The organism is Microbacterium awajiense (assembly GCF_039536545.1).
GTDB classification, from domain to species: Bacteria; Actinomycetota; Actinomycetes; order Actinomycetales; family Microbacteriaceae; genus Microbacterium; species Microbacterium awajiense.
The window spans coordinates 655208-678287 of record NZ_BAAAYU010000005.1 but is presented as its reverse complement, the minus strand read 5'-3'; the positions used below and the strand labels follow the sequence as shown (position 1 = coordinate 678287).

25 protein-coding genes are annotated in these 23080 nt (G+C 70.1%); 14 read left to right on the top strand and 11 right to left on the bottom strand.

The window, feature by feature from the left end:
- The first annotated feature begins 34 nt into the window (after positions 1-34).
- Positions 35-388 (top strand): sterol carrier family protein, encoded by a 354-nt coding sequence (locus ABD663_RS09830; protein ID WP_344737973.1) that lies wholly within the window; start codon positions 35-37, stop codon positions 386-388.
- Between the two features lie 76 nt (positions 389-464).
- Positions 465-785, top strand: a complete 321-nt coding sequence (locus ABD663_RS09825) for a potassium transporter Trk (RefSeq protein WP_344737971.1) — start codon at positions 465-467, stop codon at positions 783-785.
- 15 nt (positions 786-800) lie between these two features.
- On the opposite strand, the gene ABD663_RS09820 is transcribed toward ABD663_RS09825, so the two are convergent.
- Positions 801-1412, bottom strand: a complete 612-nt coding sequence (locus ABD663_RS09820; protein ID WP_344737969.1) for a zinc-binding alcohol dehydrogenase — start codon at positions 1410-1412, stop codon at positions 801-803.
- Positions 1413-1490: 78 nt separating this feature from the next.
- Here ABD663_RS09820 and purM point away from each other — a divergent pair, with 78 nt between their 5' ends.
- Positions 1491-2630 (top strand): phosphoribosylformylglycinamidine cyclo-ligase, encoded by a 1140-nt coding sequence (purM, locus tag ABD663_RS09815; protein WP_344737967.1) that lies wholly within the window; start codon positions 1491-1493, stop codon positions 2628-2630.
- 5 nt (positions 2631-2635) lie between these two features.
- Positions 2636-4096, top strand: a complete 1461-nt coding sequence (gene purF / locus ABD663_RS09810; RefSeq protein ID WP_344737965.1) for an amidophosphoribosyltransferase — start codon at positions 2636-2638, stop codon at positions 4094-4096.
- An 85-nt stretch (positions 4097-4181) separates the two neighbouring features.
- Here purF and ABD663_RS09805 read toward each other — a convergent pair whose 3' ends face one another.
- The gene (locus tag ABD663_RS09805; RefSeq protein ID WP_344737962.1) at positions 4182-4748 is read right to left on the bottom strand and encodes a DJ-1/PfpI family protein; all 567 of its coding nucleotides are present in this window, start codon (positions 4746-4748) and stop codon (positions 4182-4184) included.
- A 165-nt stretch (positions 4749-4913) separates the two neighbouring features.
- Between ABD663_RS09805 and ABD663_RS09800 the strand changes: the two genes are divergently transcribed.
- A complete protein-coding gene (locus tag ABD663_RS09800) occupies positions 4914-5681 on the top strand; it encodes an IclR family transcriptional regulator (protein ID WP_344737960.1) in 768 nt (255 codons plus the stop codon).
- Positions 5682-5694: 13 nt separating this feature from the next.
- Here the strand turns inward: ABD663_RS09800 and ABD663_RS09795 are convergent, their stop codons facing one another.
- Both ABD663_RS09795 and ABD663_RS09790 read right to left on the bottom strand, forming a co-directional pair.
- Complete coding sequence (locus tag ABD663_RS09795; RefSeq protein ID WP_344740205.1) at positions 5695-6822, bottom strand: carboxylate-amine ligase; 1128 nt, start codon at positions 6820-6822, stop codon at positions 5695-5697.
- Between the two features lie 25 nt (positions 6823-6847).
- Positions 6848-7033 (bottom strand): DUF3073 domain-containing protein, encoded by a 186-nt coding sequence (locus ABD663_RS09790; protein WP_344737958.1) that lies wholly within the window; start codon positions 7031-7033, stop codon positions 6848-6850.
- 181 nt (positions 7034-7214) lie between these two features.
- On the opposite strand from ABD663_RS09790, the gene ABD663_RS09785 reads away from it, so the two are divergent.
- Positions 7215-7760 (top strand): universal stress protein, encoded by a 546-nt coding sequence (locus ABD663_RS09785; RefSeq protein ID WP_344737956.1) that lies wholly within the window; start codon positions 7215-7217, stop codon positions 7758-7760.
- A 1-nt stretch (position 7761) separates the two neighbouring features.
- Here ABD663_RS09785 and ABD663_RS09780 read toward each other — a convergent pair whose 3' ends face one another.
- Together ABD663_RS09780 and ABD663_RS09775 are read right to left on the bottom strand one after the other, a co-directional pair.
- Positions 7762-8376 carry a PadR family transcriptional regulator gene (locus ABD663_RS09780; protein WP_344737954.1) on the bottom strand — a complete coding sequence of 205 codons (615 nt, stop codon included), beginning with the start codon at positions 8374-8376 and terminating at the stop codon, positions 7762-7764.
- Positions 8376-9239: a DUF4097 family beta strand repeat-containing protein gene (locus ABD663_RS09775; RefSeq protein ID WP_344740203.1), complete on the bottom strand. Its 864-nt coding sequence runs from the start codon at positions 9237-9239 to the stop codon at positions 8376-8378. Before ABD663_RS09775 ends, ABD663_RS09780 begins: the two co-directional genes overlap by 1 nt.
- 127 nt (positions 9240-9366) lie before the next feature.
- On the opposite strand from ABD663_RS09775, the gene ABD663_RS09770 reads away from it, so the two are divergent.
- Positions 9367-10134 (top strand): MerR family transcriptional regulator, encoded by a 768-nt coding sequence (locus ABD663_RS09770; RefSeq protein WP_344737952.1) that lies wholly within the window; start codon positions 9367-9369, stop codon positions 10132-10134.
- Positions 10135-10205: 71 nt separating this feature from the next.
- Here the strand turns inward: ABD663_RS09770 and ABD663_RS09765 are convergent, their stop codons facing one another.
- Complete coding sequence (locus ABD663_RS09765) at positions 10206-10367, bottom strand: hypothetical protein (protein WP_344737950.1); 162 nt, start codon at positions 10365-10367, stop codon at positions 10206-10208.
- A 202-nt stretch (positions 10368-10569) separates the two neighbouring features.
- Between ABD663_RS09765 and ABD663_RS09760 the strand changes: the two genes are divergently transcribed.
- The 5 genes from ABD663_RS09760 (at position 10570) to ABD663_RS09740 (ending at position 16267) form a co-directional block, all read left to right on the top strand.
- Positions 10570-10839 (top strand): DUF7218 family protein, encoded by a 270-nt coding sequence (locus ABD663_RS09760; RefSeq protein ID WP_344737948.1) that lies wholly within the window; start codon positions 10570-10572, stop codon positions 10837-10839.
- A gap of 11 nt (positions 10840-10850) precedes the next feature.
- Entirely contained in the window at positions 10851-11810 is a 960-nt protein-coding gene (locus ABD663_RS09755; protein ID WP_344737946.1) for a DNA topoisomerase IB, read from the top strand.
- Between the two features lie 23 nt (positions 11811-11833).
- On the top strand, positions 11834-12256 hold the full coding sequence (locus ABD663_RS09750) for a CrcB family protein (RefSeq protein ID WP_344737944.1): 423 nt from the start codon (positions 11834-11836) through the stop codon (positions 12254-12256).
- A complete protein-coding gene (crcB, locus tag ABD663_RS09745; protein WP_344737942.1) occupies positions 12253-12627 on the top strand; it encodes a fluoride efflux transporter CrcB in 375 nt (124 codons plus the stop codon). The genes ABD663_RS09750 and crcB overlap by 4 nt, the downstream gene beginning before the upstream one ends.
- A 115-nt stretch (positions 12628-12742) precedes the next feature.
- Complete coding sequence (locus ABD663_RS09740; protein WP_344737940.1) at positions 12743-16267, top strand: efflux RND transporter permease subunit; 3525 nt, start codon at positions 12743-12745, stop codon at positions 16265-16267.
- A gap of 1 nt (position 16268) precedes the next feature.
- On the opposite strand, the gene ABD663_RS09735 is transcribed toward ABD663_RS09740, so the two are convergent.
- Together ABD663_RS09735 and ABD663_RS09730 are read right to left on the bottom strand one after the other, a co-directional pair.
- A complete protein-coding gene (locus ABD663_RS09735; RefSeq protein ID WP_344737938.1) occupies positions 16269-16874 on the bottom strand; it encodes a putative antibiotic biosynthesis monooxygenase in 606 nt (201 codons plus the stop codon).
- Between the two features lie 42 nt (positions 16875-16916).
- Positions 16917-17828, bottom strand: coding sequence for a hypothetical protein (locus ABD663_RS09730; RefSeq protein WP_344737936.1), 912 nt, complete (start codon positions 17826-17828; stop codon positions 16917-16919).
- 252 nt (positions 17829-18080) lie between these two features.
- On the opposite strand from ABD663_RS09730, the gene ABD663_RS09725 reads away from it, so the two are divergent.
- Positions 18081-20150: a DEAD/DEAH box helicase gene (locus tag ABD663_RS09725; protein ID WP_344737934.1), complete on the top strand. Its 2070-nt coding sequence runs from the start codon at positions 18081-18083 to the stop codon at positions 20148-20150.
- 140 nt (positions 20151-20290) lie between these two features.
- Here ABD663_RS09725 and ABD663_RS09720 read toward each other — a convergent pair whose 3' ends face one another.
- Complete coding sequence (locus ABD663_RS09720) at positions 20291-20947, bottom strand: TetR/AcrR family transcriptional regulator (protein ID WP_344737932.1); 657 nt, start codon at positions 20945-20947, stop codon at positions 20291-20293.
- A gap of 70 nt (positions 20948-21017) precedes the next feature.
- Between ABD663_RS09720 and ABD663_RS09715 the strand changes: the two genes are divergently transcribed.
- Positions 21018-21908 carry an alpha/beta hydrolase gene (locus ABD663_RS09715; RefSeq protein ID WP_344737930.1) on the top strand — a complete coding sequence of 297 codons (891 nt, stop codon included), beginning with the start codon at positions 21018-21020 and terminating at the stop codon, positions 21906-21908.
- Here ABD663_RS09715 and ABD663_RS09710 read toward each other — a convergent pair whose 3' ends face one another.
- Positions 21909-23042 carry an Rv2578c family radical SAM protein gene (locus tag ABD663_RS09710; protein WP_344737928.1) on the bottom strand — a complete coding sequence of 378 codons (1134 nt, stop codon included), beginning with the start codon at positions 23040-23042 and terminating at the stop codon, positions 21909-21911.
- Positions 23043-23080: the final 38 nt, after the last annotated feature.

Here is a 23080-nt window from a genome sequence, read left to right as displayed (position 1 = left end):
CGACCTTCCCGCCCGCCCCGCCTACGCTGGGCCTGTGCCGAAGAGGATCACCACCGACGACGGCCGCGCGGCGCTCGCGGCCGTGCGCGCCGGGGATGCGCCGCGCCCGGTGACCGCGACAGCGGTGCGGTACCTGCTGCAGCTGCTCGTCGAGAAGGCGCCGGGCAACTCGGTCGAGGTGCGCGTGCCGCCTTTCGGCGCGGTGCAGGTCGTCGAGGGCCCCCGGCACACGCGCGGCACACCGCCGAACGTGGTCGAGACCGACCCTGCGACGTGGATAGCGCTCGCGACGGGCTCGGAGCAGTGGGCGGATGCCGCAGCCGCCGGCCGCATCGCGGCATCCGGCACCCGCGCCGACATCTCCGACCTGCTGCCGCTGCGGCCGTGAACGCGAGCGGTCTCGCTCCGCTCGCCCCGGGATCGACGCGGAGCGCATCCGCCCCCGCAGTGGGATGATGGAAGGCATGGATGAGCACAGCAGCGAGCGCGTGAGCGTGCGACGGGCGCCGAAGTTCGGCGTGTTCCTCGCCGCGGGAGCGGCGGTCGGCATCCTGCTGGCGCTGATCCTCACCTTCTCGTTCGACGGGTCGTCGGTGGTCAGCCCCAACACCGGCGTCGAGTACTCGACCGGTCAGGTCTTCGGATTCCTGCTGCTCGTCTGCATCCCCGTCCTCTTGGCGATAGCCGCCGTCATCGCACTGGTCTTCGACCGACGCTCGCGCCGTCACACGCACGAGGTCACCATCGACCACGAATCGGTGCGCGACGAACGCGACGACGACTGAGATCCCTGACCGCGCCTACGCGAGCTCGGCGATGATCGGGTGGATGGCCGCATCGAAGGCGGCGACATCGCCGCGCAGACCGTCGGTGACCGCGACCGTGAGCGACCCGATCCACCACACGCCGCGCTGGGTGAGGGGCAGCACCTGGACGTTGAGTTCGAAGGAGTGCGCTCGCCGGCCGACCTGCCGCTCGTGCTCGGCGATCGCGCTCGCGTACGCGCGGTAGGCCGTGCCGCCGCCGGCTCGCGCATCGCGCCGGTACCGCGCGTGGGCCGATTGCGAGAACGCGAGCGCCTCGGCGGCGTGCGGAGTGATCGCGGCGCGCAGCACCTCGGCGCCTTCGACGGGCAGTGCGAGCAGGGTCTCGAAGCCGTCCACGAGGTCGAGCGGCACCGTCGACGGGTGGGCCTGCGGCTCGACCGTCATCGCCCAGTACTCGCGCCACTGCCGTTCGAGCAGCGACTGCGCGTGTTCGTCGCGGTGGGTCTCGCGAGGCGGGATGCCGCGCAGGTGGGGAAGCTCGTCGGGCGAGCTGATACCGAGCACCTGACGCAGGTAGAGGGCGACCAGAACCGGCTCACCCGCGTCCTCGCGGATCAGCCACTCGGGAGTTCCAGCGCCCGCCATGCCGACATTGTAGGACGGGCCCGGACCGCCCGAGAGGTCGCGACCGTGGGCCTCTCGCCGCCCGGGTAGGCTGGATGCGTGGGCTCACCCTCCTCCGACGCGCCGGCGAACCCGTATACCCAGGCGGGCGTCGATACCGTCGCCGGCGACCTCGCCGTCGAACTGATGAAGTCCGCCGTGCGTGGCACGCACGGCCCCGAGGTGCTCGGCGGCGTCGGTGGATTCGCCGGTCTCTTCGACGCATCCGCTCTGCGTGCGTACACGAAGCCGCTGCTGGCGACGAGCACCGACGGAGTGGGCACCAAGGTCGCGATCGCACAGGCGATCGACAAGCACGACACCATCGGCCTCGACCTCGTCGGCATGGTCATCGACGACATCGCCGTGGTCGGTGCGCGGCCGCTGTTCATGACCGACTACATCGCGTGCGGCAAGCTCGTTCCCGAGCGCATCGCCGACATCGTCCGCGGGATCGCGGCCGGCTGCGCCGAGACGGGCACCGCACTCGTCGGCGGAGAGACCGCCGAGCATCCGGGCCTGCTCGGCATCGACGACTACGACGTCGCAGGCGCGGCGACCGGCGTCGTCGAGGCCGACAAGGTGCTCGGCGCCGACCGTGTGCGCGACGGCGACGTCGTGCTCGCCCTCGCCTCGAGCGGGCTGCACTCCAACGGCTACTCCCTGGTGCGCCACATCGTCGCGCGCTCGGGCATCCAATACGGCGACAACGCCGCCGACTTCGGCACGACGTGGGGTGAGGCCCTCCTCGAGCCGACCCGCCTCTACACGCAACCCCTGCTGCGGCTCATCGCCGGCACGGGCGGGGCGGTCCACGCGCTGAGCCACGTCACCGGCGGCGGCATCGCCGCCAACCTCGCACGGGTGCTGCCGCGTGAGGCGTGGGTCGACGTCGACCGCTCGACGTGGTCGCCGCCGCCCGTCTTCCGTGTGCTCGCCGATCTGGGCGACCACGACCTCGCGAGCACCGAGTCGACGTGGAACCTCGGCATCGGCTTCTTCGCGGTCGTCGACGCGGCGTCGGCGGATGCCGCGGCCACGGCGCTCGCCGAGGACGGCATCGCCGCGTGGCAGGTCGGCACCGTGAGCACCGGCGCTCGCCCCGAAGGCGACTTCGAGCAGGGTGCGAAGGGTGTCGACGGCGGCGCGGTGCGACTGGTCGGCGCGTATGCCGACACCTCGACGGACGGAGCGCGGTAGCGGCCATGTGCGGCATCGTCGGAATGGTCGGGCGCGGACCCGTCAACCAGGAGATCTACGACTCTCTGCTGCTGCTGCAGCATCGCGGACAGGACTCGACCGGCATCGCGACCGCCGAGCCGAGCGGGGTCTTCCATGTGGCCAAGGCGAAGGGGCAGGTGCGCGAGGCGTTCCGCACGCGCGATATGCGCGCGCTGCTGGGCAACCTGGGGCTCGGTCATGTGCGCTACGCGACGAAGGGGACGGCGTCGAGCGAGGAGGAGGCCCAGCCGTTCTACGTGAACGCGCCCTACGGGATCGTCCTGGTCCACAACGGCAATCTCACCAACACCCGCGAGCTGACCGATGAGCTGTTCCACAAGGACCGCCGCCACCTGAACACCAGCTCCGACACCGAGCTGCTGGTGAATGTGCTCGCCAACGAACTGCAGTCCACGATCTCGGGACTCGAGCTCGGACCCGACGAGATCTTCGACGCGGTCACCCGCGTGCACGAGCGCGCCGAGGGATCGTACGCCGCCATCGCGCTGATCGCAGGCTATGGTCTGCTCGCGTTCCGCGACCCGTTCGGCATCCGTCCCCTGATCCTGGGAACCCGCCAGAACGCCGACGGATCGTATGAGTGGGTCGTCACCAGCGAGTCGCTCGTTCTCGAGAACGGCGAGTTCGAGGTGGTGCGCGACGTCATGCCCGGCGAGGCGGTGTTCGTCGACCTCGAGGGGCACCTGCACACGCGTCAGTGCGCGACCGACCCCCGGCTCGTGCCCTGCTCGTTCGAGTACGTGTACCTGGCCCGCCCGGATTCGGTGATGAACGGGATCTCGGTCTACGAGGCTCGACTGCGGATGGGCGAGCGCCTGGCCGACACGATCGCCAAGTACACGCCGACAGGCTCGATCGACGTTGTCATGCCGATTCCCGACTCGTCTCGGCCGGCCGCGATGCAGGTGGCGCGCAAGCTCGGGCTCGAGTACCGCGAGGGCTTCTACAAGAACCGCTACGTCGGCCGGACGTTCATCATGCCCGGACAGGCGGTGCGCAAGAAGAGCGTGCGCCAGAAGCTCAACGCGATGTCGAGCGAGTTCAAGGGCAAGAACGTGCTGCTCATCGACGACTCGATCGTGCGCGGCACGACGTCGAAGGAGATCATCCAGATGGCGCGGGATGCCGGCGCGAAGTCGGTCACCTTCGCCTCGGCGGCTCCGCCGGTGCGCTACCCGCACGTGTACGGCATCAACATGCCCTCGCGCAGCGAACTGGTCGCCCACGGCCGGACCATCCCGCAGATCGCCGAAGAGCTCGGCGCCGACTACATGGTCTACCAGGAGGTCGCCGACCTGAAGGCGGCGATCCTGGAGGGATCCGACGTCGAGGACCTCGACATGAGCTGCTTCGACGGCCGCTACGTGACCGGCAGCGTCACCGAGGAGTACCTGTCCTGGGTCGAAGGCACCCAAGAGAGTTGACGCGAGCCGGAGCAATGCCGCGCAGCGGCGTTGCTCCGGCTCGGGTCAAGGTCGCCCTTCGATACGCGCTTCGCGCTCCTCGGCCCTACGCCGGCACGCGCGCGTTCTCGAGCACCTCGAGGAACGCCTTCATCCAGGTGCCGTTGTCGGGCCAGGCCCGTGCGGTGACGAGGTTGCCGTCGACGACGCCGCCGCCGTCCTCGAAGACGCCGCCCACGGTGGTCACATCGACCGCGAGTGCGGGGTAGGCCGACGAGGTGCGACCGTCGAGCACGCCGGCCGCCGCGAGCAGCAGCGGGCCGTGGCACGTTGCTGCGACGGGGTCGTTGCGCTCCATGAAGGCCTGGACGATGCGCTGCGCGTCGGGGTCGTTGCGGATGTACTCGGGCGCGCGGCCCCCGGGCACCACGATGGCGACGTAGTCGGCGGGGTCGACGTCGGCGAATGCGACGTCGGCATCCCAGCAGTGTCCGGGCTTCTCGGTGTAGGTGTCGAAGCCGTCGACGAAGTCATGCACGACGAACTGGAGCTTCTTCTTCGACGGCGCTCCGATGTGCACCTCGTAGCCGGCCTCCTGCAGGCGGTGGTACGGGTAGAACACCTCGAGGGTCTCGGCGGCGTCGCCGGTGAGGATGAGGATCTTGTCGGCCATGGGAGGGGTCCTTTCGTGACTGCGGTGTCGGATGCGACAAGCATCGGACGCCGCCGCCGCTCGGCCGAAGACTGATTCTCACCAGGCGCGAAACCGTGGGGCGATCGGGTGGCGGGCGGGGCGATGGCGGTGTCGCCGGGGAAGGTCGCGGCCTACACTGACGCCATGACCTCGTCCCGCGACGCAGCGGGCATCCGCTCGGCGGATCGCACGCTGCAGATCCTCGACGCGGTCGGGGCATCGCCCGATGGGCTGACAGCCGCCGACCTCGCCGACCAGGTCGGCCTCTCGCAGGCAACGGTGTACCGGCTGCTTGCGACCCTGCAGGCGCACGACTACCTCGTGCGCACGAAGGACGCGCACTACATCCTCGGCCGGGCGGTCGACGACCTCGGCCGCGCCGTGCGGGCCCAGCTGATCGCGACGCCCGCCGTGCGCGACATCCTCGCCCGCATGCGCGACACAGCGCGCGCGCCGGCGTACCTCACGGTGTTCCGCGGTGACGACATCGCGGTCGCCCACGTGGCCGACTCCGTCGCGCACCCGCGCATCGGCCAGCTTCACGTCGGATTCGCCGAGGCGGCGCATGTCACCGCGTTCGGCAAGATCATGCTCGCCGAGAAGGACGACGCCGAGCTGCGCAGATACCTCGACCGGCACGGTGCGCCGATGCTCACGGGCCACTCGGTGACCAGCGAGCAGGAACTGCGCGACCAGCTCGACGAGGTGCGCGCCATGCAGGTGGCGGTCGAGGTCGACGAGTACATGCCCAAGCTCGCCTGCATCGCGGCGCCCGTGCGATCGCGAACCGGCCGCACGGTCGGTGCGGTGTCGGTGTCGACGGGGACCGACGACTTCGCGTCTCGCGCGCACGACCTCGAGCGGGTCGTGCGTCGCGGCGCGTGGCACGTGGCCAGCAGTCTGCACGCGTGAACCCGCGAGACCGCTACAGGTCGCGGTGGAACTCCTCGATGAGGTGGTCGACGACGGCGCGCATCTGCTGATCGCGGTCGTGGCCCGCCTCGCGCGCGGCATCGGCGACCGCCCGCTGGCGGGTCGATGACGTGCCGTTCGCCGCGATCTCGCGCACGCGCTGCACCTCGTCGAGGCACTCGAGGGCGACCGCGTCCTCTTCGACGAGCCGTACGAGCTCATCGGCGAGGCGGGGGAAGTCCACGATCTCCTCCACGCCGAAGTCGATGAGGCCCTGCTCGACGCCGTAGCGCTGGGCGCGCCAGCGGTTCTCGGCGATCAGGAAGCGTCCGTAGCTGCGCCAGCGTTGGTTGCGGGTGCGCAGGCCCCACAGCATCCGCAGCAGCGACTGGGTGAGCGCGGCGAGGGTGAGGGCGTCCTCGAGCCGCGGCGAGACATCCATGATGCGCGTCTCGAGCGTCGGGTACTGATGCGACGGGCGGATGTCCCACCAGATCTTCGAGGTGTCTTCGATGAGTCCGAGGTCTTCGATGACCCCGACGGTGCGCTGGTACTCGGCCCAGCTGACGAAGTCAGGGGGCAGCCCGGTGCGGGGCAGGTTGTCGAAGACCGAGATGCGGTACGACTGCAGGCCGGTGTCTTCGCCCTGCCAGAACGGCGACGAGCAGGACATCGCGAGCAGGTGGGGCAGGAAGTAGGACATCTGCCGCATGAGGTCGATCCGCAGGGCATCGTCGTCGATTCCGACGTGCACGTGGCATCCGCAGATCAGAAGCCGGCGGGCGACTCCGCCCAGATCGCGGTTGAGCGCGTGGTAGCGATCCTTGTCGGTGTGCGACTGGTCCTTCCAGTCGGCCAGCGGATGACACGACACCGCGATCGGAGCCAGCCCGTGGCGGGCGGCATGGCTGGCGATCGTGCTGCGCAGGCGCCGCAGCTCCTCACGGGCCTCGCCGATGTTCGCGCACACCTTCGTGCCGATCTCGACCTGACACTGCAGGAACTCGGGGCTGACCTGATCGGCGAGGTCGGTGCGACACGAGTCGATGAATCCCTCGGGCGCCTCGGCGAGTGCGCGCGAGTCGACATCGACGAGGAGGTACTCCTCCTCGATCCCGAGGGAGAACGCAGGTCGGTCCACGGTCAACCGCCGCGAGGATCTCGAGCTAGGCCTTCTCTAGCTCGTCCTCGTCTTCGTCGGCATACTCGTCGGCCCACTTGTCGACGTAGGCGTCCTCATCGGACTTGTGACCGAGCTCGCGCTCCAGTGCGGAGACGTTCAAGTTCGGGCTGTACGACTTCAGCTCACGGGCGATCTTGGTGTGCTTCGCCTTCTGACGGCCACGCCCCATGCGAGACCCCCTCATTTCTGAGTTGCGGGCTGCTGCGCGGCCTGTCCGCACCAGCAACCCGGGCATTTCACGATCCGGTTTCTGGAACCGGCAAGAGTAGCATTCAGAATAACACGGAGCCTCCGGACCCCGGCGGCTCCGGCATGCCGGGAGGACCCCGGTCGACGAAGGGCGAGGACGCATGACCGATGAGGCATCCGAGATCGGCGGCACCGACGAAGGACTGGAGGCGCTGCACGGCGCGGTCGTCGTCGGGGTCATTCCGGAGCAGTCGCCCCGGGTCGTCAAGGAGGCCGCTCGATACGCGGCGCTCATGGATGCTCCGCTGCTGGTCGTGCACGTCGATGTCACGCGCTTCGTGACCTACGAGGACCCCGACGGCTACGTCCACTCGGCACCCATCGACCTCAACATCGCCTCGGGCGACGACGACCTGCGTGCCATCACGGCGCAGGTCAGCGCCGCGCTCGACGGCGATCCCGCAGAGTGGAGCATCCGGCAGCTGGTCGGCGATCCGGCGCTGGCGATCAAGCACTTCGCCGACAAGATCGATGCCCGGCTGCTGGTGATCGGCACGCGCAAGCGCGGTCTCGGTGAATCGATCCGTGAGTTCTTCACCGGTTCCGTCGCCGCGCGCCTCGCGCACCGCCAGCACCGGCCCATCCTGGTGGTTCCCCTGGGTGAGCCGGTGTCGGACGACGAGGACCTCTGGCCCGAACAGCAGTAGCTCAGCCGCGCAGCGAGCGGGTGATGTCGCGGCCGAGGCGATCGAGTTCGACCGCCAGGTCGTCGACGAGCGAGGCGACGAGGTCTCCGCCGCGGGCGACATGGGTGCGCAGGTCGCTGCGCACGCGGGCCCGGAACTCGTTCACGACGGCGTCGGCCCGATGCAGCTGCTCGCGGCTGTGCACGCGCGGGTCGTCGTCCGCGGGTGTCGCAGTGGGCGTGGCGCCGGTGCGCTGCTCGTCGGATGCCGCGGCGAGATCCGCACGCAGGCTGCGCATGGCCTCGCGCACGCTGCCACGCACCTCGTCCGCGATGAGTCGCACCGAATCCGCCAGGTTCGCCTCGATGCCCTCGAGGTCGCCGGCGCGGGCCGCCACTTCGGCGCGGCCGGCCGCCGTGATCTCGTAGATCGTCTTGCGGCCGTCGATGGACTTGGTGACCAGGCCCTCTTCCTCGAGCTTCGCGAGGCGCGGGTACACGGTTCCGGCGCTCGGCGTGTACGTGCCGCCGGTGCGGTCCGAGAGGGCCTGCATGATGTCGTAGCCGTGCCGCGGCCCCTCGTCGAGCAGGTTCAGCAGGTAGAGGCGCAGGTCGCCGTGTGAGAACACCGGGGCCATCACCACTCCTCCTCGTGGTCGGCGGTCACGGTCGCCTCGGGTGCCGGGGCGCTGCGTCGCAGCACGGTGACGTCGCCCGACACCGAGTTCGCGCGCACGTCGGCGAAGCTGCCGCTGAGCTCGCCCACCGAGCCGGAGTAGTTCGTGGTCGGGCCCGCGCCGTTGCCGGAGCGCACCACGCCGTCGACCTGCACACGCCCGCTCACGCTGCGGAACACGTAGTTGGCGGGGAAGCCGTCGTCGAGGCGCACGGTCGCGTTGCCGCTGACGGTGTTGAGGTTCACCGCGTGCACCGGTCCGGTCGAATCGACGAGCATGGCGCCCGAGACCGTGTCGATCGTCGCCTTGCGCACCGATCCGGTGACCGCGACGTCTCCCGACACGCTGTTCGCCGACAGGGCACCGTCGAGCTCACGGATCTGCACGTCGCCCGACACGGCGTTGACGGTGAGGTCTCCGGTCAGACCATCGGCGATGACGTCGCCCGACACCGTGTTGAGGCGGGCGTCGCTGTGCAGGCCCGAGACGAGCGCCGAGGCCGTCACCACCCCGAGGGTGAGCGCGACCTCGCGGGGCACCGCCACGCTGATCTCGGCCTTGGGGCCGCCCGAGCCGAAGTTGCGGAACACCTCGAGGAAGTTGTCCCAGCGCAGCTGCGGGTGGTCGATCTCGAGGGCGTCGCCGGTGACCTCGATGCGCAGGTCCTTGATCGTGACGTCGTGCACCTCGATGCGGGCACCGGGCTCGTCGTGGGCGACGACGTCGATCTGGCCCCCCACGAGGCCGATCTTGAGCGAGCGCACGGTCTCGATGTCGATCACGCGCGTCTCGCCCGGGTGGACGATCCACTTCTCCAGGGTCATGGTCACTCTCCGAATCTGATTCCTGTTCGCGATATATCGCGTTAGAGAGAGAATAACACGATATATCGCGAGTTGATCAAGATACCGGCTTGACTTTGACGCAACGTCAACCTTTACGGTGATGGACATGGAAGAGAAGGAGTGGTCGATCCAGCAGATCGCCAAACTCGCCGGCACCACGAGCCGCACGCTGCGTCACTACGACGACATCGGGCTGCTGGCGCCGACGAGCATCGGCCACAACGGCTACCGGTACTACGACCAGTCCGCGCTCGTTCGGCTGCAGCGCATCCTGCTGCTGCGCGAGCTCGGGCTCGGTCTGCCGCAGATCGGCGACGTGCTCGACCGCGAGGCATCCGAGGCGCATGCCCTCGAGACGCATCTGGCGTGGCTGCGCCAGGAGCAGGACCGCCTGACACGGCAGATCGCGTCGGTGCAATCGACGATCACGGCATTGAGAGGAGGTGAACGACTGATGGCAGAGAACATGTTCGACGGCTTCGACCACACGCAATACAAGGACGAGGTCGAGCAGCGCTGGGGCGAGAAGGCCTACGCCGACAGCGACCGCTGGTGGCGCTCGATGAGCGCCGACGACCGAGCCGCGTGGCAGCGCCGGGTGACCGAGCTGAACCGCGACTGGGCGGCGGCGGCGGATGCCGCAGAGCCGGCCGATGGCGACACGGCCCAAGAGCTCGCCCGCCGGCACGTGGAGTGGCTGACCGACGTTCCCGGTACGCCCGCCGCGGCGCCCGGGGGCGACATCAAGGGGTACGTGCTCGGTCTCGGCGACATGTACGGCGCCGACCCGCGCTTCGCCGCCAACTACGGCGGTGAACCGGGAGCGACGTTCGTGCGGGACGCCCTGCGCGTCTACGCGGAGAGGAATCTCTGAGCCCCGACGCCACACGAAAGAGGGATGCCGCGACGATCACGTCGCGGCATCCCTCATCTGTCAGCGGGGCGTCAGCGACGGCTCCCGCTGATGACTCTGAACAGGAACGCGATGAGCGCGATGACGGCGACGATGATCGCGACCCACAGCAGCCAGCTGAGGGCCGAGTTCAATCCGCCGACGATCGCGAGCACGATGGCGACGACGATGATGATGATGAGGGCGAGGTTCATGGAGTCACTCCTTCTCCTAGATGGTGCGCGGGGTACGCACCGCGAGCTTTGTGGGCCCAGGACGACCCTTCCACTGCCGTAGACGAGCGCGGTAGGGCTTGACGGGCTCGGCGTCGCGGTGCTATCCGCGTCGTTTGTCAATCCCCTCCGCGTGGCGGGCGCCTCCGCCTAGCGTGCTGACAGCGAGAGAGAGGAGGGCGTCATGCCCGCAGGACGTGGATCGAACAGCCTCAAGGACCCTGAACTCTACGAGGAGCTGCGCGACGACGGCGCGTCGAAGCAGAAGGCCGCACGCATCTCGAACGCCGCCGCGGCCCGCGGTCGCTCATCGGTCGGTCGGAAAGGCGGGGAGTCGGGTTCCTACGAGGACTGGACCGTCGCCGAGCTGCGCGACCGCGCCAAGGAGCTCGGGCTCACCGGCTACTCGACGAAGAAGAAGGCGGAGCTCATCTCGATGCTCCGCGACCACTGACCGGTCCCCGGATGCCACGACTGGCGCGTGTGCGCCCCTTCGACGACCCCGGCTACCGGCGGGTGCGGGCCGGATCGGGATTCCGCTACCTCACTGCGACGGGCGATGCCGCCCCCGAGGCCGATCGCCAGCGGATCGCCGAACTGGTCATCCCGCCCGCCTGGCAGGACGTGTGGATCAGCGTCGACCCGCTCGGGCACATCCAGGCCGTCGGCACCGACGACGCCGGTCGGCGGCAGTACCTCTACCACCCGCGCTGGCGGCAACGCCGCGACAAAGGGAAGTTCGCGCGCGCGCTCGCGCTCGCCGAAGCACTCCCTCGTGCGCGAGCGCGGGCGACGACGGCGTTGCGCCGTGACGAGCTCGACCGCGAGCGGGTGCTCGCGGTCGCGTTCCGACTGCTCGACGAGGCGGCGCCGCGCGTCGGATCGTCGCGGTATCTGGCCCGGCACGGCAGTCGCGGGCTCACGACGCTGCAACGGCGGGATGCCTCGGTCGCGGCATCCGTCATCACCCTGTCGTTTCCCGGGAAGAGCGGCAGGCGGGCCAGGATCGAGGTCGACGACGTCGAACTGGCCGCGGTGATCGAATTGCTCGTCGCCGGCAGGCCGCGCTCGGCGTTGCTCGCGTACGCGCGCGGACGCCGCCGCGTCGCGCTCACGCCGTCGGATGTCAACGCCCACGTGCGGTCGCTGACCGGCGGGGCCTTCACCGCAAAGGACTTCCGGACGCTGCGCGGCACGATCCTCGCCGCCGACGCGCTCGCGCGTATCGGCGCGGTCGACACGAAGTCCGACGTGCGTCGGGCCGAGGTGCTCGCCGTCAAGGCCACGGCCGAAGCGCTCGGCAACACGCCGGCGGTCGCCCGGAGCTCCTACATCGACCCTCGCGTGTTCGCGCGCTACCGCCGCGGCGACCTGCTCGACCTCACCGTGTCGCCCGAGTCCGCGATCCGGTCGCTGCTGGGGTGAGGCACGACTCGTAGGCTGGCCGCATGTCGACCCGGGTGAGCGCGCGCACGCTCGCTCTGGTCGTCGCGGGCGGCGCGGCCGGGGTGGGGCTGCGCGCAGCGCTCACCATGCCGTTCGAGTCGGCGGGCGCCCAGGCCGTCGTGCTCGCGACCCTCTCGGTGAACATCGTCGGATCGCTGCTGCTGGGCGTGGTCGTCGGCCTGCTCGACGACCGGCATCCGTCGTGGCGTGCCTTCCTGGGCACAGGGTTGATGGGCGGATTCACGACCTACAGCGCCTTCGCGGTGCAGACCGCCGAGCTGCTGGCGACCGACCCCGCAGGCGCGCTGATCCTCGCGGCGACGGCGCTCGCGCTCGGCGTCTCAGCAGGGTTCGGAGGAGTGTGCATCGGGCGGCGGATCGCCGACGAAGCGGGTGCGACCGAGCCGATGGAGGACTCCGAATGAGCGTCGCGGTCTGGGTCGCGCTCGTCATCGGAGGCGGTGTCGGCGCAGGAGTCCGATACGTGGTGGATGCCGCGACGCCCAAGCCGCGCGGCTTCCCCCTCGGCATCCTCATCGTCAACGTCGTCGGTTCGCTCCTGCTGGGCCTGGTGGCGGGTCTGGGTGCGGCCGTGTTCGACCCGACGTGGGCGCTCGTGCTGGGCACCGGTCTCGTGGGCGGGTTCACGACCTTCAGCACCGTGTCGGTCGAGTCCGCGATGCTCGCGCAACGCCGCATGTGGCTGCTCGCCGTGGCGAACCTGGTCGGCACGCTGGTCGCGGCGGTCGCGGCCGCGGGGCTGGGGTGGGTGCTCGGCGCCCTGCTCGTCGGCTAGCACGACCTGACGCGGTTCACGCGGACCCCCGTGTCGGCCATGGAATACTGGGACGGATACATCCGCGTATCGCTCGCTTCGCGGTATCCGCAGCATCCCGACTCCGAAGGCACCCGTGTCGAATCTCGCCGTCCTGAGCTTGAAGAACCGCGCGCTGATCGCGCTCATCACGATCGTCGCGGCGATCTTCGGTGGGCTCGCGCTGACGAACCTCAAGCAGGAGCTCATCCCCTCGATCGAGTTCCCCGCCCTCATCGTCGTCTCGACGTACCCCGGGGCTTCGCCCGAGGTCGTCAACGCCGATGTGTCGACGCCGATCGAGCAGGCGATCCAGGGTGTGCCGGGCCTCGAGAGCTCCACGGCCACGAGCACCACCAACGCCTCGATCGTGCAGGCCTCGTTCACCTACGGCACCGATCTTGCGACCGCCGAGCAGAAGATCAACCAGGCCCTCAACCGCATCGAGCTGCCCGAGAGCGTCGATCCCACCGTCATCTCGGCGAGCATCGACGATTTCCCCGTGATCCAGCTCGCCATCACCGGCTACGACGACCCCGACACGATCCAGGCGCAGCTGGAGACCTCCGTCATCCCCGACATCGAGGATGTCGACGGGGTCAACGCCGCCCAGATCGTCGGCGGCACCGGCCAGCGGATCACGATCACCCCCGATCAGGCAGAACTCGCAGCGGCCGGCTACACGCAGCAGGCGATCCGGGATGCCGTCGATCAGAACGGCATCCTCTTCCCCGGCGGCGAGATCACCGAGAACGGCGAGACGCTGACGGTGCAGACGGGTGCGAAGATCACCTCGGTCGAAGAGCTCGCCGACCTGCCGCTCGTGCCGACGTCGGCCGAGCAGCTCGCGGCCGGCACCGTCACGATCGGCGACGTCGCCGAGGTCGCGCAGACCGAGGACCCGACCACGACGATCTCGCGCGTCGACGGTGAGCCCGCGCTGACCATCGCGGTCACCAAGCTGCCGTCGGCGAACACGGTCGACGTGTCGCACGGCGTGCTCGCGATCCTGCCCGGCCTCGAAGACGACCTCGGCGGCGCCGAGTTCACCGTCGTCTTCGACCAGGCCCCCTACATCGAGGAGTCGATCGAGACCCTCGCCGTCGAGGGCATGCTCGGGCTCGTCTTCGCCGTGATCGTGATCCTCGTCTTCCTGCTGTCGGTGCGGGCGACGCTGGTGACGGCGATCTCGATCCCGACGAGCGTGCTGATCACCTTCATCGGCATCCAGGCGTTCGGCTACTCGCTCAACATCCTCACGCTGGGCGCGCTCACCATCTCAATCGGACGCGTCGTCGACGACTCGATCGTCGTCATCGAGAACATCAAGCGCCACTACGTCGGCGATGCCGCGAAGCTGCCCTCGATCCTGCGCGGCGTCAAAGAGGTCGCTTCCGCGATCACATCGTCGACGATCACGACCGTCGCGGTGTTCCTGCCCATCGCCTTCGTCAGCGACATCACCGGCGAACTGTTCCGGCCGTTCGCGCTGACCGTCACGATCGCGATGCTCGCGTCGCTGTTCGTCGCGCTGACGATCGTGCCGGTGCTGGCGTACTGGTTCCTGCGTCCCGGCAAGCCGCTGCTCGACGAGAACGGCGTGCAGGTCGACCCCGAAGACCCGGATGCTCCGCCGAGCCTGCTGCAGAAGGGGTACCTGCCCGTCCTGCGCTGGACGCTGCGCCACTCGTGGGTGACGCTTCTGCTCGCCGTGCTCGTGCTCGGCGGTACGGTCGCGGCCGCGCCGTTCATGAAGACGAACTTCCTCGGCGACTCGGGGCAGAACACCTTCACGATGACGCAGGACATCGGTGCCGCCCCCAGCATCGAAGCCGAATCCGCCGCGGCCGAGCAGGTCGAGGAGGCGCTCCTGGGCATCGACGGCATCGAGACCGTCCAGGTGTCGATCGGGTCGAGCGGCTCGGCGCTGCGCGACGCCTTCTCGGGCGGCGGCGCGGGCATCACCTACTCGATCACCACCGACCCGGATGCGGACCAGGTCGCCTTGCGCGAAGAGGTCATCGACGTCGTCGACGGTCTCGACGATGCGGGCGAGATCAGCGTCGCCGCCTCCGGAGGAGGCTTCGGCTCGACCGACATCGAGATCGATGTCACCGCACCCGACTCGACCACGCTGCAGGAGGCGACCGACGACGTCGTCGCCGCGGTCTCCGACGCCGACGGGGTGAGCCAGGTCACCAACAACCTTTCGGCATCGCTGCCGTTCATCGCGGTGACCGTCGACCGCGACGCCGCCGCCCGGCTCGGTCTGTCGGAGGTCGCCGTCGGTGCGCTCGTCTCGAGCACGATGCAGCCTCAGTCGATCGGTGCGATCGAGGTCGACGACACCGCGCTGACGGTCTACCTCGCAGCATCCGACCCGCCGGTCACCATCGCCGAGCTTCGCGACCTGCCGGTACCGACCGCGGCGGGCCCCGTGCCGCTGGACGACGTCGCCACCGTCGAGCAGAGCGAGGGTCCCACCTCGATCACGACCGAGCGGGGCCAGCGCACCGCGACGGTGACGGTCACCCCCGCGACCGACGACCTCGCGGCGGCGACGGCGAGTGTCACGCTCGCGCTCGAAGACGCGGCACTGCCGACCGGCGCCGACGCGACCCTCGGCGGCGTCGTGACCCAGCAGCAGGACGCCTTCTCGCAGCTCGGCCTCGCCCTGCTCGCGGCGATCCTCATCGTCTACATCGTGATGGTCGCGACCTTCAAGTCGCTGCGTCAGCCGCTGCTGCTGCTGGTCTCGGTGCCCTTCGCGGCCACCGGAGCGATCCTGCTGCAGATCGCCACCGGGGTGCCGCTGGGCGTCTCGTCGCTCATCGGCGTGCTGATGCTCATCGGCATCGTGGTGACGAACGCGATCGTGCTCGTCGACCTCGTGAACCAGTACCGGGTGAAGGGTCTGACCGCGCACGACGCCACGGTGGCCGGCGGGTCCCGACGTCTGCGGCCGATCCTCATGACGGCGCTCGCGACGATCTTCGCGCTGACACCCATGGCCCTGGGCATCACCGGAAGCGGCGGCTTCATCTCGCAGCCGCTGGCGATCGTCGTGATCGGCGGACTGGTGTCGTCGACGGTGCTCACGCTTCTCGTGCTGCCGACGCTGTACAACCTCGTCGAGGGTGCCAAGGAGCGCCGCCGTGAGAAGCGCGGCGAGCCCGCGCTCGAGTCGGAAGCCGGTGAGCGCGAGTCCGCGCTGGTCGGCGCCGGCGCGGCGCAGCCGGTCGAGACGCGGCGGGAGCGGCGGATGCGGCTCGCCGCGGCGGCCACGGCGACGGGTGCCGTCGCGACGGCCGACGATGTCGACGTGCCCGTGATCGAAGAGGGCCCCGACGTCGAGGTGCCCTCGACCGAGCCCGCGCCGCCGGCGGCGGAGCCCGTGGCCGACGAGTCTGCGGCCGCGCCCGCCCCGGATGCCGAGGAGCAGCCGGAGCCCGATGCCGAGTCGACCCCGGAAGCGGATGCGGTCGCTGAACCCGAGCCGGACGTCGATGCCGAGTCGGATGTCGATGCGGAGCCGGACGGGTCCGAAGGCGAATCCGACGCAGCGGGCGCCGACGAGCCGGAGGCGGACGAGGGGCCCGGCGACCAGCCCGACGAGCGCTGAGCTAGCCGCGCTGCAACCAGGGGCGCAGCATCCGGGTGACCCACGGCAGGACGAAGTAGGTCATCACCGGGGTCAGCGCGATCGTGGCGGTGAGCACGCGCAGCACGAGCGGCAGGTCGGCGAAGCCGGGGATGAAGCCGAGCAGCCACGTTGCGAGCAGGTTGGTCGGGAAGAAGCCGAGCCAGATCGCGACGGCCTGCTTCCACCGCGGCGGCGCCGACGGGATGGGCTGCTGCACCGGACCGGTCGCCGTGGATTCCGATGACGGATCGGTGAGGACGGTCGCCATCGGCGCGTCGAACCAGCCCTCGATGCCGGTGCGCCGCTCGACGCGCACCTCGCTCGCGAACGCGGCGCCGGACTCGAGCCACCACGCGCGCTGACCGGACTGCTCCCACCCCTCGAGCGTGGGGATGTCGCGGAAGCGGTAGAGCATGTACCAGAGGTCGCTGCCCTCGCCCGCGCGCACCCACCCCGACCCGAGGAACCCGTCGAAGCGGGCGGCGAGATCGGTGCCCGCCTGCATCCAGCTCGTGGCCTCGGCGGTGCGGGAGGGGTCGATGCGCCGCTCGATCGCGACGGTGATGGGGCGTCCGGGTTCTGCCATGCCTCCATTGTCGGCGGGCGATGTGACGGTCGTGTGACGAGGTCAGGGCAGGGCAGGCGAGAATTCGAGCGGGACGGCGATCTCTCGCTCGGGCGCGTCATCGGGGTAGGCCGCGGTGGCCGTGTACGGCCCGCCGTCGAGGGTGAGGGTCACGTCGTACGTGAACGGGAAGTCGCCGAGCCCGGCGGCCTGCCGGGCGGGGCCGTCCGGTCCGTCGAAGAAGAGCGCGCCCTCGCCGACGCATCCCTCCGCCGGCACCGCCTCGATCGTGAGCGCCTCGCCGTTGTCCGCCGTGACGGTGATCGTCGCCGTCGCCGTCTCGGGGGTCTGGGTCAGGCCGTTCACGAGCAGCTCGAGCCCGTAGCTGTCGGGTGCGCCGTCGTGATCGACGATGAGAGTGAGGGATGCCGTCGGAGGCGGCAGGGGAGCGTCATCGGTCGTCGCCCACACGAAGCTCGAGATCATGTCGCCGACGCCGTCACCGCTCGCGAACAGGTCGACGATCCATTCCTCGGCGGGTCCCGCGGCGCTCAGCGACCACCAGCCGTCGCCCAGGTCTACCGGCTCGTTCACAGTCGTGCGCGCCGTGCAGTAGTCGTCCGAGCTGCGCTGCGACACGTACAGCTGCGCGAATTCCTCGACGGGGACGAACACCAGCACCTCGTCGGGGCTGCCGACCGACGGAGGATCGGGGTCGTGTCCGTCGGCGCAGCCGGACTGCCAGCACCACGAGGTCGGTGCCAGACGCAGCTCGCTGTCGTCGTACCGGACGACGAACGGAGGCGGCCCGCCCGATGACTGCCCATGGACGAGCGTCTGCGTCGGTTCGGGCAGCCCGCCGGGCGTCTCGCCCGGCGTGCGCAGCGACGCGCATCCTGTCATCCCGACGGCGACCAACGCCGCGGTGAGGGCCGCGACGGCGGCGCGCCGCATCCCGAGCCGATCGGTGCCCATGCCTGCAAGTGTCGCCGCACCCGCGATCGTCTCGCAACGCGGCGCGGAGGCTCTTCACAGCCGACGACCGCTAGGCTTGCGCAGTCGGCTCTGGACACCGCGTTCGCGGAGGGTTTGTGAGTCCAAGGGGCCGATGGTGAGCGCCGATCGGCGCACATGACCATCACATGAATGGCCCCGGCCGACGATTGTCCGGGATGCCCGCTGAGCGGGCGCTGTTCTCGTGCGCAGAGAACCCAGAAGGACACACCCATGCCCAAGAGCAAGAAGCCGGCCGGCGGCCGCGCCGCGAAGAACTTCGAGCCCCGTTACGGATCGAAGACCAGCCACCAGGACCGCAAGCGTCGTCCGGGTGAGTCGTCGTCGGGCAAGCCCGGCAGCAAGAGCCCCGGCCACCGCGGGTACCGCACTCCCGAAGAGGGTGCACCGAAGCGTCGCTGGACGGCGCAGGAGCGGGCCGGCCGCGACGAGGCGCGCGGCATCCGCACCCGCGCCCACCGTGACGACGACCGTCGTCCTTCGCGCGGCGACCGCGACGACCGGCCGCGTCGCTACGACGATCGCGACGACCGCCCCCGCTACCGTTCCGACGACCGTCGCCCGCAGAGCGGCGACCGCGACGACCGGCCGCGCCGCTACGACGACCGACCGCGTCGTGACGACCGCGGCGACCGATCGAACCAGCGTGATGACCGTCCCCGTCGTTTCGACGATCGCAACGATCGCCCCCGTCGCGACGACCGCAGCGATCGTCCGCGCTACGAGGATCGGAACGATCGTCCCCGTCGTTTCGATGATCGCAACGATCGCCCCCGTCGCGACGACCGGAACGACCGTCCGCGTCGGGACGACCGCAGCGAGCGTCCGCGCTACGAGGATCGGAACGACCGTCCGCGCCGCGACGACCGGAACGATCGTCCGCGTCGGGACGACCGGAACGACCGTCCGCGTCGGTATGACGACCGCGACGACCGCCCGCGCCGCGATGACCGTCCTCGTCGCTTCGACGACCGCACCGATCGTCCGCGCCGCGACGACCGCGCCCCCGAGCGCACGCGCACCGCGGCCGAAGAGGCCCGCGTCGACGTCGTGCACGAGCGCCTGCAGGCCGAGGCCGTCGACGCCGAGCAGGTGGCGTCGCTCGGGTTCGCCGACCTCGGTCTGGGGCAGAACATCGTGAAGGTCCTCGCCGATCTGGGCGCCGAGCATCCGTTCCCCATCCAGGCGGCGACGGTCAGCCCCATCCTCGAGGGTCGTGACGTGCTCGCCCGCGGGCGCACCGGCTCGGGCAAGACCATCGCCTTCGGCGCGCCCGTCGTCGAGTCGGTGCTGCGCTCGCAGGCCGGCCAGCGCCGCGAGTTCGGCCGCAAGCCGAAGGTGATCGTGCTCGCGCCGACGCGTGAGCTCGCGCTGCAGATCGATCGGACGATCCAGCCCATCGCGCGCAGTGTCGGACTGTTCACCACACAGATCTACGGCGGCGTTCCGCAGGCCCGCCAGGTCGGCGCGCTCAAGAAGGGTGTCGACATCGTCATCGGCACCCCGGGGCGCATCGAAGACCTCATCGAACAGGGCAAGCTCGACCTCTCGGAGGTGCGCATCGCCGTGCTCGACGAGGCCGACCACATGTGCGAGCTGGGCTTCCTCGAGCCGGTGCAGCGCATCCTGCGCAAGACCGAGGACGGCTCGCAGAAGCTGCTGTTCTCGGCCACGCTCGACCGCGAGGTCGCGGCGCTGGTCGACGAGTTCCTCGTCGACCCGGCTGTGTACGAAGTGGCCGGCGAAGACCAGGACGCGAGCACGATCGAGCACCGCGTGCTCGTGATCGACCACCGCCGCAAGGCCGAGATCCTCGAGTCGCTGGTCGACCGCGAGGGCAAGACCCTCGTGTTCGCGCGCACGCGCGCCTACGCCGAGATGCTCGCCGAGCAGTTCGACGACGCCGGCATCCCGGCCCTCGCCCTGCACGGCGACCTCAACCAGGCCAAGCGCTCGCGCAACCTCGCGAAGCTCACCGACGGCAAGGTGCGGGTGCTGGTCGCAACCGACGTCGCGGCCCGCGGCATCCACGTCGACGACATCGACCTGGTCGTGCAGGCCGACGCGCCCGACGAGTACAAGACGTACCTGCACCGGTCGGGCCGCACCGGCCGCGCCGGCCGCGAGGGCCGCGTCGTGACGCTGGTCACCCGCCAGCGCCGCCGCCGCATGTCCGAGCTGCTCGACCGCGCCGAGATCGAGGCTCCGTTCGACGAGGTCTCGCCCGACGACGACCTGCTCGAAGAGATCTCGGGCCGGCAGCTGGATCCGGTCGCCGGCTGATCGCGTTCCCAACTCCTGAGTTCTTGGTCGGCTTCGGCGCTGTCGGCGTCTGCCGAGCCGGTTTCGGCCCAGAACTCAGGAGTTGGGCACGGCGGTCCGCGGATGCGAACGTCGGGTCACGGGGTCACGGGGTCACGGGGTCACGGGGTCGCGCGTTCGTCCAGCGGCGTGAGCACCGCGTCGTCGGCGCCGAGGGCCCGCAGCCGATCGCGCACCGCGGCGGCCGCGCGAGCGTACGGCTCGTCGGTGTCGCGCAGCAGCGAGCGGGTGTTGGCCGCATCGAGCAGCGCCGTGATCTCGAACGCGAGCTGGGCGGGATCGCCCAGACCCGGCACCTCTGGCCTCGCGTATCCGAGCGAGATCGCGAGATAGGTCTCCCACGTGTCGAGCGCGTCGGTCACAGCGTCGCGCACGGGGCCGGGCTTGGAGTCGAACTCGACGGATGCGGCGGCGAAGAAGCATCCGCCCGTGAAGACGCGACCGCGTGAGTAGTCGAGCCACGCCGCGACGAGAGCGACCACGCGCGAGAGCCCGCGCGGCGTCGCGGCCCGGGCCGATTCGATGACGGTCGACGTGAACCGAGCGCGTGCTGCGGCGACCGTCGCGAGTTGCAGCGACTCCTTCGAGCCGAAGAGGGTGGCGACGCCGCTCTTGCTCTGCCCGGCGGCTTCGGCCAGGCGCCCGATGCTCAGCCCGTCGAGGCCTTCGATCGACGCGATGTCGATCGCTTCGGCGAGCACGATGCGGCGCGACTCGTCGCCGCGCGCACGTCGCCCGTCGATCACCCCTTGCGTCATGCACCAAGTATACGTACGATCGTTCGTACAGACAATACGAACGATCGTACGTATATCGAAGGAGACGAGGATGCGGATCATCGAGCAGGTCGTGACCGGAGCGGTCAGAGGGGTTCAGTCGGTGTCCGCGAGTGCCGCGGCGTCGCTCGCGCTGCGCCTCTTCATGCGTGTGGGCACACGGATGCCGCTGCGCGACGAGGACGAGCCGACGATGTCCACGGCGACGCGCTGGGCGATCCCGCTGCCGGGCGTCGATGGCCGTGGCGCCGTCGCGATCGCCTACGAGTGGGGGCGCGGCCCCGAGACGGTCGTACTCGTGCACGGCTGGCAGGGACGAGCGAGCCAGTTCGCGCCGATGGTGCGCGAGCTGCGTGCCGAAGGTCTTCGCGTCGTCGCCCTCGAGATGCCGGCGCACGGTGAGGCGCCGGGCGAGCGGACCTACCTCCCCGACTTCACCGAAGCCATCGCCGTGGCGCAGCGGCGGTACGGGCCGCTGCACGGACTCGTCGGGCACTCGTTCGGCGGCATGGCGGTGCTCACGGCGCTCGCCGACGGCATCGACGTCGATCGGGTCATGACCGTCGCGGCGCCCGCCGAGGCGGCATCCGTCTTCGGCGCGTTCCGCGATCGGCTCGGCATCGACGCACGCACCGCCGAGATCACACGCGCGCGCTTCGCCGACCGCTACTTCGACGGTGCGGATCCGTTCGCGTGGGCCTCTGCGCTGCGGCGTCCGCTGCCGCCGACCGACCTCGTCTTCGCGCACGATCGCGGCGACCGGCAGGTGCCCTTCAGCGAAGCGGAGCGGCTCGGAACGGCGCATCCCCATGCGGCGCTGCTCGCGCTCGACGGCACCGGACACTCCCGCATCCTGCGCAGCGACGCCGTGCTGGATGCGGCGTTGGCGCTGTTCACCGCACCGGGCGGCGAGCAGCGCGCGACCTACGCTGCCGCGGCGTGATCAGAACAGCCGATCGTCGGCCGCCGGTCGTGGGTGCGAGGCAGCACATCCGCGCGACGTGATGACGATGGGCCCGGGCGCCGCCGGACCGTCGGGTGCCGACCCGGTCAGGGCGCCGATGCGCGCGGAGCGGCCCGCGAGGCCGGCGACGGCATCGCCTCGGGGAGAGTCGTCTTCGGCTCGTCCGTCGAGACGGTGGGCGCGCAGCAGCGGGCGCACGCGCCGTGCGAGCCACGTGCGGTAACCCTTCGGTGCGGTCGCAGACGCTCCCGGATACAGACCGCGGTACGACGACACGAGCTCGGGATGCTCGCGCTCGAGCCACTGCAGGAACCACTGCTTCGCGCCCGGCCGCAGGTGGAGCGCGCCGTAGACGACGCGCTCGGCACCCGCGTCGCGGATGCGTGCGAGGGCGTCGTCGAGCGCGGACACCGAATCGGTGAGGTGCGGGAGCACGGGCATGAGGAACACCGTCACGCGGAAGCCGGCCTCGGCCGCCGCGCGCACGGTCTGCAACCGTGCCTCGGTCGTGGGGGTGCCGGGTTCGACCGACTTCTGCAGCGCGTCGTCGAAGACGGCGATCGACATCGCGAGCGAGACGTCGACGGTGGATGCCGCATCGGTCAGCAGCGGCAGGTCTCGCCGCAGCAGTGTGCCCTTCGTGAGGATCGAGAACGGCGTTCCCGCATCGGCGAGCGCGGTCGCGATCTGCGGCATCAGCCGGTAGCGCCCCTCGGCGCGCTGGTAGGGGTCGGTGTTGGTGCCCAGCATCACGGGCTCGCGCCGCCACGAGCCCCGTGCGAGCTCTCGACGCAGCACGTCGGCGACGTTCACCTTGACGACGACCTGAGTGTCGAAGTCGCGCCCGGCGTCGAGGTCGAGGTACTCGTGCGTCGCTCGGGCGAAGCAGTATGAGCACGCATGCGAGCATCCCCGGTACGGGTTGACCGTCCAGTCGAACGGCATGCGCGATGCTCCGGGGACGTGGTTGAGCGCTGACTTGCACAGCACCTCGTGGAAGGTCACTCCCGCGAAGTCGGGCGTCGTCACCGAACGGACCAGGCCGTCGAGACTCTCGAGGCCGGGAAGTGCCGCGGCATCCGCCACGCCCAGCTGTCGACCCTGCCACCGCATGCCGACAGTCGAACACATGTACGAGTCGGAGTCAACAG